Source organism: Candidatus Termitispirillum reticulitermitis, from assembly GCF_054655775.1.
The window spans coordinates 1-8,449 of the sequence record NZ_BAAIHG010000055.1 but is presented as its reverse complement, the minus strand read 5'-3'; the positions used below and the strand labels follow the sequence as shown (position 1 = coordinate 8,449).

The window sequence follows — 8,449 nt, the reverse complement described above, 5'->3', positions numbered from 1 at the left end:
TGTCGGGGACGGCATATATAGATTGCCTGATGAGAGTGTTAGGCAGGGTGCGCGTGAAATCGGGCGTTCGCTTTTTGTAGTGGCGAATGTTGCAAAAGGTGAGGAGCTGACCAGTAGGAATATCCGCTCTATCCGTCCAGCTGGGGGGTTGCCCCCGAAACATCTTTATGATGTTGTTGGCAAAAAAGCTAAACGTGGACTGAAGCGTGGCGAACCGCTGCTATCAAGTATGGTTGAGTAGGTTAAATAGATGATTTTACACATATCACATAATGATTTAGACGGAGTGGGTTGCGGTATCCTCGTAAAAAAGGCATTCGGTACAAACATCAGCACGATGTATGTCACGCACAGCGACACAGAGGATGCATTGAAAGGCGATATGAGCAAATACGCTACCGTTATAATCACAGACCTGTCGTTGCCCGCTGCTCATATTGAAGCTATAGCAGGGGAACGCGAGCTAATATTCATAGACCACCACAAGTCCAGCGAGGCTCTTGCAAAACACTCGTTTGCCACACACTCCATCAAGGAGTGTGCAACATTGCTAACCTATCATAAACTCACTGAAATGGGCTATGACGTATCAGCCTACGAAGATTTTGCATATTGTGTGAACGACTTTGACTTGTGGCTGTTGAAACGAGACGATAGCCTGCGGATGAATATGCTATTTAGCATCTACGGGCTGAGTCGCTTTGAAAAACGGTTCTTAAACGAACCTTATGCAGGCTTTACCGGTGCGGAAGTTATGCTGATGAGCTTTGAAGATGAGCGACGTAGAAATTACATACATAATGCTGTAAAAAATATTGCCCGCCACACCGATAAGCAGGGGCGCAATTTTGCAGTTGTATTTGCCGAGTCGTTCACAAGCGAGTTAGGCAACTATGTGCTAGAAAATAACTCTGAATTTGATTATGTTGTTATAATAAACGCCCAGCGCCAACGTTTATCTATCCGCAGTAAGAAGGATGTTGATGTTAGTGTTATCGCTGTGAACAACGGTGGTGGCGGACATAAAAATGCTGCAGGGTTCCTGCTGAACAGTAATTTCTCAGCAAATGAAATATTAAAAACCGCTGGTATTATCTGATGGATGCTAAATTTGTAATCTCTGTCGCACAGGCGAGAAAATTGCCCTCACCAGCCTATCCCGAAATAGCCTTTGTCGGGCGTAGCAATGTAGGTAAATCAGCACTCATTAACAAGGTATTGAACAGAAAGAACCTTGTGAAGGTGGGCAAAACACCGGGCAAGACACGCTTATTAAACTTCTTTAACATAGAGGACTCCGCAATGTTTGTGGATATGCCGGGCTACGGATATGCAAAGGTTTCACAGGCAGAGCGGGCGAACTGGGCACGCCTAATTGACAGCTATCTGATGAACAGAAAGAACTTGTTGTTATGTATACTGTTGGTGGATATTCGGCGTTCATTCGGCGAAGAGGAGCGTTCGCTCGTTAGAATTTTGACAGGCTACGGAGTGGCGGTGCGGGTAGTGCTGACTAAGGCGGACAAGTTTTCAAAGGCGCAGATGCTTGCTAACAGGGTGCGACTAGCCACAGAAATAGGCGTTAAGGCTGATGAGCTGATAGTATTCTCAGCTATGACTGGGTTGGGGCTGACAGAGTTGCGCGGGGCGATATCTGAATATGTAGCACTTAACTGGAGTTGATTATGCCTAAAAGTGTTAAAACAAAACGGCTATTAAGTATGGGTGGCATTGCACTGCTGGCAGTGTTTATTGCGGCGTCTTACATTATCGCAGCACCCAGTCAATACACAGCACAAGTAAGCATCTTAAAAAATGATGAGTTTCTGCCACCAATCACGCAGGATATATCGCAAGCAGCTTCTGAGATTGTTTGTGCTATCTATATGTTTAAGACGGACAGCCGCGACAAAGGCTTTACTAAACTGCTGTTAGATTCAATGCTAGACGCATTAAAACGCGGAGTAAAGCTGTATATCATTATGGACGTGAGCGATGACGACTCATCAAGCACTAAGTTTAACCGTGAGACTGGGGCGAAGCTAAAACGCGCTGGAGCAGAGGTGCGTTACGATGAACCTGAACGAATGCTACATGCCAAGACCTGTGTCATAGATGGGCATATAAGCTACATCGGTAGCCATAACTACACTTTTAGTGCACTGCAACGCAACAACGAGCTTACTACGCGCATTGTATCGCCTGATGTGGCCCGCGAAGTGGCGACTTATATTAAGTCCATTGACGGCAGCGACCTAGTGCGGCACAAAAAACCTGATACCAAAAAACCTGACAATAAGAAGTCCGCTAAAAAGAAGAATACAAAGAAGAACAAATAAAGCATTGCTATTTGGTTTTAGAAAATAGCCAGTAGTGAGCGAACATTAGTTGAACTCGTTCATTGAAGCCTTGCTTTTCCATAAACTTGAACACTGCGTTATTGTCAAGCCTGTCGCCAGAGATTAGCACGAGCACACTATCATCGCTTGATATATCCCTAATGGCAGGCAATAAAAATTCATAATCATCAGGGATATGTATCGCCTGTCGAAAGTTTATTGCCCTATGCACCTCTGGGTTTGCACCGTGTGGCGCACTGCTCAATATAATTACAGGCATATCCCTGTAAGGCTCGCTAATAGCTAGAACATCCAGCTTGCTAAAATACAAAAGCACTTTATTCTTATACCCCGCGATTGCAAACAACAGCACAACTACCACAAAGACTGGAGCGCAGAACTTCAATCTAGTGAATATGCTGTTTAGAGTTGCTACTATCAAAATAGCAAAGGCGGGGGACAAGCCCCATAAATAACGACTTTGCGGTCCCTGCAGGTTAGTCTGCCAGCTGATATATGATATGTAGAAAGCGATTCCCACAGCGATGGTGGCGAACGCTATATTCACATTTATAGTTTGCCCGTTGTCATTGCTAGAGTGTTTTATCGTTTTAACATTTACTTTCATAGTTAAGGCACTAATAGAAATACTTATATCAAAGTAAGAGCGAACAATAATTACAATTAGCATAACAGCCATAAGCAACACAGCAGGAAACACAATACCGCCAAACAGGTCGGTGTTTAGGTCGTGCATAAATGTGGCAAAGCACTTAAACAAAGCACTGACATCATTCACTTGCCGATAGTTAAACGCCTTAAGAATTCTTGGGTTGAAATTATAATAGGTTAATCCGCCTACGGCAAAAGCCAGTCCTAATTTTATAACATAACCCAACTGCCTTTGATATAAGAGAATGGCTAGCGGAACAATGGCAGTGCCTATTAACCATACGGCAAAATAGTTGCTTGCATCAAAGCCTACAAATAAAACTAGCGCAAGCAGTGCATAAAACCTCTTTGTCAAATGCGGCTTTTCCAGTAGAGCAAGTGCAATATATACCAACAGCGTGAAGAAAAACGTTACCACAACATAAGAGCGAATATACATAACCATTGAAATGGCTGTGCCACTGAAACCCCATAGGATAGTGGGTAATAGCGCAAGCTTGCCAGCGAGGAATCGTTTAGACAGAGCGTATATCAGGATAGATAGCGCAATATACCAGCACATATTCAGCCCTGCCCCTAGCCAAATGCTAAACTTATCGTGAAATAGCAGCGAAACTAGGTGCAGTTGCATAAAGTAAAGCGGTGAATGTGGGGAATACCTAGTCCGCAAATCGTTAAAATGGGCTAACCCCTCGTTAGGCTGGGCGGTCATCGCCTCAAATATATATCTATGAGGACGCCAGTCGGAGCTGCTACTGTAGTCAAAAACGTCGTCCTCGTTATTATTGGCGTGGTAGTAGGTCATTACCTCGTCCCATGTAAAATCCTTCTTTTGGCTGGCGTAGTAGCCAATTACAAGCAGTTGAGTAGCTACTATAGCAGCAAATAGCAGTTTATCACACGTCTTGACATATCTATAAACATCCTTGTAGAACAACAATGTCAACACCACTATAACCAGTAGCGAAATGACAATAAATGGCACGATGAAACTGTTAGATATAATGGGATACCTGCTCAGATATGCGCCTTCAAGCTCCATAGATAAGCCTGTTAACCCCTCAAAGCTTACACGAAACTTTTGCCAATTGCCATTAGATAAGTGCTTAGATGTATTCAATCCATCCTGTAAATTAGTTGTAAAAAAGCATTGATAAACGCCTTTGAGATAGCGTTGATAAGGTTTTGCTTTAGATATGTCAAGGCTTATATCGTTCGTATATGCAAGATAAGCATCTCTACCTACACCAAAGGCACGGTTCAACCTAGATGCAACTAATGTTAGCCGTCTGTAATCTTTAGACGCCCTATCGCCTATATTTAATGTTATTGCACCTTTGCCCGACTTGCTACGAATAACATTCTTATCGGCACCAACTATACTAAAGTTATCATCTATACCCTTGTATAGTTCAGCTTGGCTAATTTCTATATGCTTTTGATATTTGAGCGGCACGCCTATATGCCCTGCTATAACAAATGACAATAGGCAATAGACACATACGACAACGACTAGCGATGTTAAAACAAAGAGTGGGTGCTTAAACCTGTTAAATAAAGCGTGAAAACTATACATAGGCGGCTACCGTTGCATCGGCGACCGCCCAAACCCGCATTGACATTGCGTTTGCGGGGGGGGGGTAAAGACACCAATAAACACTATGTTTTCACTAGACATAAACCAAATAAACTCCCCGTTATCGCTGGTCATGTGCCTGCAACCCTCTGTATCTAAAACAGATAGGGCTACCACTGCGCTACACCCTGAATGAGCTGACAAGGTAGCACACTTTTTTAAGGAGTGCAAGGGAGCTATGTATTGCATTTTTATGTATATGGATATATGATAGTGCTGGCGGTGTTATATGTTTTATAAGCCTAATTTGGCGACAGTTGTTCTGTTAGTTTCGGTATTATTGGGTTTGTCAGCAAGCTGTGCGTTGTTTCGTCCAGTGTCCCCTGCGCCGCGCACTTATGGCAATGTGTTTGAGGCAAACGATGCATACCCATGTGCTATGGTAACGTTCAGTGCTGCCCCTACATATTTAGATTTTGAACGTTCCAATTCAGACGGGGAAGAGCGGTTAGCCTATATATTAAAAACTACTGCAAAGCCGCAATATAGTTATACATTAACTAAAGTTCATAACGCTAGTGGCAACGACGAATGGGCAATGGTACCCGTTGCCGAGCAGTTTGATAGTTCCGAAAAGTTGTATGAACGCACTGAGGGCAACGAGTATGCGACACGTTCGGCGGTCATTTACACGCAGACGCGAAAAGATGGTGTGTATTTGGAGGGGCTTATCGGCGAATATATCGGCACAGATGATGCGCTCTTTTTCACAATCAGCAGGGCGATTATACGCAAATCTGACGCCACAACAGTTAGTGAGTGGCGTACGTCACGGACAGGCGTAAATATGTTGGCTGATATGACCAGACAGATGGATTGGTTCTTTAGCAGGCTTGCCGTAACGGGCTGTGTGGATGATATAAACGTTAGAAAAACCATACTAAAGTGAGGTAATATATGGTTCGCACAAATCAAGGCTATCTGAAACTTGCATGCAGTTATCTGCTTGCGGACGTTGCTAGGCAGACAAGCACTGCCGTCCTGAAGCTATTCTAACGGTATGAGTGCTAAACTGACGCTGTTCTACACGGCGGTGATTATTGTGCTTGTGTGCTATATGGTGTTCGGCAACAACGGCATCTTAAAATATGCGCGTATGACAGAAACACACCGTAAGTATGAAGCGCGCATTGCGGAGATGACCGATAGAATTGCTTATCTGGAGCGCGAATTGGAGCTGGCAACAACTAACAATGAATACCTTGAATACGTTATCCGCCGCGAACTGGGCTTACAGAAAAGTGACGAGCACCAGTATATAAAGAAGCGCGAGTAATGCAACAGTTTACCATATCGGAGCTTACAAAACTTATCAAAGGCGCACTCACACAGGCATTGCCTGCCAAAATGATGGTGCTGGGGGAGGTTGCAGGCATATCTCACTCTTCCAGCGGACATTACTATTTGTCGCTAAAGGACGCTGGAGCGTTGGTAAAGGCGGTCTACTTCAAATACGTTATCAGACAAGACAGCTTTATTCCGAAAGTTGGCGACAAGGTGCGCATAATAGGCAAACTCACCCTATACGATGCGGGCGGCGAATATCAAGTGCTGGTTGAGCGGATTATATATGATGACACTGGCGACTTCTATAGAAAGTTTGAGGAAACCAAACGAAAACTTGAAGCATTGGGCTACTTTGACGCTGCGACTAAGCGAGCTATCCCGCAATATCCGCATAAAATAGCCCTATTAACATCGCCGAAAGGGGCTGCAATAGGGGATTTCTTAAAGACAGCTGGCGATTTTCTAGGAACGGGCACGCCCAAACTGCCGTTTAATGTAGACGTGTGGGCAATCCCCGTTCAAGGTAAAGATGTGGCAGCACTGGTAGTGCAGGCGATAGAGCGGGCGGGCAGGTGCACGGCTGATTATAATGTGTTGGTGCTTACGCGCGGTGGTGGCTCGCTTGAAGACTTGTCGCTATTTAATGATGAATCTATTGCGAGAGCACTTAAACATTCGCAAGTCCCAACAATATCGGCAATAGGGCATGAGCAGGATTGGACTATATGCGATATGGTAGCGGATAGGCGCGTTGCAACTCCAACTGCATCGGCAGAGCTGCTCACAGGTAGCTATAAGACAGCATTTCAGTTTGTAGATGCCTATTATGGGTTGATTTCCAGCAAGCTCAATAACATGCTAACAAGCTGGACATTGCGGTTAGATAACCTAACTACACGTTTGACGGCTGCAGGACCTAGGCATAAGCTACAACTGGATATGATGAGACTAAAATCATTGACAGGGCGACTTGAAAGTGCTGTGAATATTCTGCTGACAGCTTGTAGTGGCAAGCTGGACGTACTCACAGGGAGACTCAATTCATTAGCTCCAGATAGGGTGCTGGAACGTGGCTTTGCGATGGTGATGTGTGGTGAGCGGTTCATAACTGGGGCTGATGAGGTGTCAATAGGGGACGAGCTGACTATCCGTATGCGCGGGGGTGAGCTATCAGCAAATATCACTGGCAAAGGTGCGTAATGCTGAGAGTTCGTAACTTAAACGCTTGTGTCGGTGGCACTGACGCTGACAGGGTTCACATACTGCGAAATATATCATTTGATGTATCTAGCAATGAGATAGTCGGCATGCTGGGGGAGTCTGGTGCTGGCAAGAGTATGGCTGCCCGTGCCATTATGGGCTTGACTCCGTCTGCTGTGAAAATAAGCTATGATGAACTAGTGACAAGCGATGTCAAAATTTCTATGATATTTCAGCACCCGACTATGGCATTAAATCCAGTATTTACAATAGGGGAGCAGATGATGGAGACGCTACTATTGCATAAGTTAGCTGACAATAAAACTAATGCGCGCAAAGCGGCAACAACTTTGCTGGCGGAGATGGGTATAGACTACCCCGCAGAGCGACTGAATTCGTATCCGCACCAACTATCAGGCGGTATGAACCAACGTGTAATGATAGCGTTAGCCCTTGCAGCATCTCCGCGACTATTGCTTGCAGATGAGCCAACGACTGCGCTGGATGTAATCATCCAAGCACAGATTATCAAGCTACTTATGGACTTGAGGTATAAGAGAAAATTAGCTATGTTATTCATATCGCACAATATAGCACTTGTGGAGCGAATTGCTGACAGGGTTATCGTAATGACAGCGGGGGAGATTGTAGAAGTCATTGATAAAGAGAGGCTGGCACGGGGGGATGTTCGCCACCCATACACTAAAGCACTCAAAGAATGCGTGCCTAGCCTAGCCAAGCGGGGAGAACCGTTGGCGACTATTGCGGGGCGCATGGCTAAAAATACTGCTGACTATGCTAACAGATGTATATTTTGTGAACGCTGCCCAAATGCAATGGACAGGTGCAGACGGGAAAAGCCCGTGTTGGCGGACGGGGTGGCTTGTTTTGCTTGCTAAAATGGTATTGACAGATAGACGAGCATTGTTTATACTAAACTATGTGTACTTATTTCATAGTAAAATTGGGAGAGTTATATTTATGTTATTAAGATTTGGCGTGAAAAACTTCTTTTGTTTCCGTGAATGGATGGAGATAGATTTCACAAATGATTCAGGAGTTGCTAATCTCATTTGCCTAAAGGGGGCTAATGCATCTGGCAAGACAAATGCAATAAAGGCTTTTATCGTCAAATAAAGTTAATAATGGCAACAATAAGTCTGGATGCAGATTGGTGTCAAATTCGTCAAGAGCTAATAAACCGCCTCTCGTCAATACCTGATAATAGAAATATAGGTTGCGATAGAGTGCTTTAGTGCCACTGGCTTGAAGTTCCAACAAGACTCCCTTTTTATCAGTAAAGTCTGTTTTTTGT

The 8,449-nt window shown here is 44.5% G+C and carries 11 protein-coding genes; 9 read left to right on the top strand and 2 right to left on the bottom strand.

Going from position 1 to position 8,449, the window contains the following annotated elements; genetic code table 11:
* From AC1MDJ_RS05995 to AC1MDJ_RS05980, 4 genes are all read left to right on the top strand, one after another.
* A partial coding sequence (locus AC1MDJ_RS05995; protein WP_479690027.1) for an SAF domain-containing protein occupies window positions 1–241 on the top strand: 241 nt, incomplete at its 5' end.
* 9 nt (window positions 242–250) lie between these two features.
* Window positions 251–1,099: a DHH family phosphoesterase gene (locus AC1MDJ_RS05990; RefSeq protein ID WP_479690026.1), complete on the top strand. Its 849-nt coding sequence runs from the start codon at window positions 251–253 to the stop codon at window positions 1,097–1,099.
* Window positions 1,099–1,683: a ribosome biogenesis GTP-binding protein YihA/YsxC gene (gene yihA / locus AC1MDJ_RS05985; protein ID WP_479690025.1), complete on the top strand. Its 585-nt coding sequence runs from the start codon at window positions 1,099–1,101 to the stop codon at window positions 1,681–1,683. The genes AC1MDJ_RS05990 and yihA overlap by 1 nt, the downstream gene beginning before the upstream one ends.
* Before the next feature lie 2 nt (window positions 1,684–1,685).
* Complete coding sequence (locus AC1MDJ_RS05980; RefSeq protein WP_479690024.1) at window positions 1,686–2,339, top strand: phospholipase D-like domain-containing protein; 654 nt, start codon at window positions 1,686–1,688, stop codon at window positions 2,337–2,339.
* Window positions 2,340–2,346: 7 nt separating this feature from the next.
* Here the strand turns inward: AC1MDJ_RS05980 and AC1MDJ_RS05975 are convergent, their stop codons facing one another.
* Window positions 2,347–4,587: a hypothetical protein gene (locus AC1MDJ_RS05975; protein WP_479690023.1), complete on the bottom strand. Its 2,241-nt coding sequence runs from the start codon at window positions 4,585–4,587 to the stop codon at window positions 2,347–2,349.
* Between the two features lie 289 nt (window positions 4,588–4,876).
* Here AC1MDJ_RS05975 and AC1MDJ_RS05970 point away from each other — a divergent pair, with 289 nt between their 5' ends.
* The 5 genes from AC1MDJ_RS05970 to AC1MDJ_RS05950 all read left to right on the top strand — a co-directional run bounded on the left by AC1MDJ_RS05970 (window position 4,877) and on the right by AC1MDJ_RS05950 (window position 8,271).
* A complete protein-coding gene (locus AC1MDJ_RS05970) occupies window positions 4,877–5,536 on the top strand; it encodes a hypothetical protein (RefSeq protein WP_479690022.1) in 660 nt (219 codons plus the stop codon).
* Window positions 5,537–5,647: 111 nt separating this feature from the next.
* The gene (locus tag AC1MDJ_RS05965; protein ID WP_479690021.1) at window positions 5,648–5,923 is read left to right on the top strand and encodes an FtsB family cell division protein; all 276 of its coding nucleotides are present in this window, start codon (window positions 5,648–5,650) and stop codon (window positions 5,921–5,923) included.
* Complete coding sequence (gene xseA, locus AC1MDJ_RS05960) at window positions 5,923–7,134, top strand: exodeoxyribonuclease VII large subunit (protein WP_479690020.1); 1,212 nt, start codon at window positions 5,923–5,925, stop codon at window positions 7,132–7,134. The genes AC1MDJ_RS05965 and xseA overlap by 1 nt, the downstream gene beginning before the upstream one ends.
* Window positions 7,134–8,033, top strand: a complete 900-nt coding sequence (locus AC1MDJ_RS05955) for an ABC transporter ATP-binding protein (RefSeq protein WP_479690019.1) — start codon at window positions 7,134–7,136, stop codon at window positions 8,031–8,033. The genes xseA and AC1MDJ_RS05955 overlap by 1 nt, the downstream gene beginning before the upstream one ends.
* 82 nt (window positions 8,034–8,115) lie before the next feature.
* The gene (locus tag AC1MDJ_RS05950; protein ID WP_479690029.1) at window positions 8,116–8,271 is read left to right on the top strand and encodes a hypothetical protein; all 156 of its coding nucleotides are present in this window, start codon (window positions 8,116–8,118) and stop codon (window positions 8,269–8,271) included.
* Here AC1MDJ_RS05950 and AC1MDJ_RS05945 read toward each other — a convergent pair.
* Window positions 8,212–8,412, bottom strand: a complete 201-nt coding sequence (locus tag AC1MDJ_RS05945) for an AAA family ATPase (protein WP_479690028.1) — start codon at window positions 8,410–8,412, stop codon at window positions 8,212–8,214. The two genes, AC1MDJ_RS05950 and AC1MDJ_RS05945, sit on opposite strands and share 60 nt — an antisense overlap.
* Window positions 8,413–8,449 lie beyond the last annotated feature (37 nt).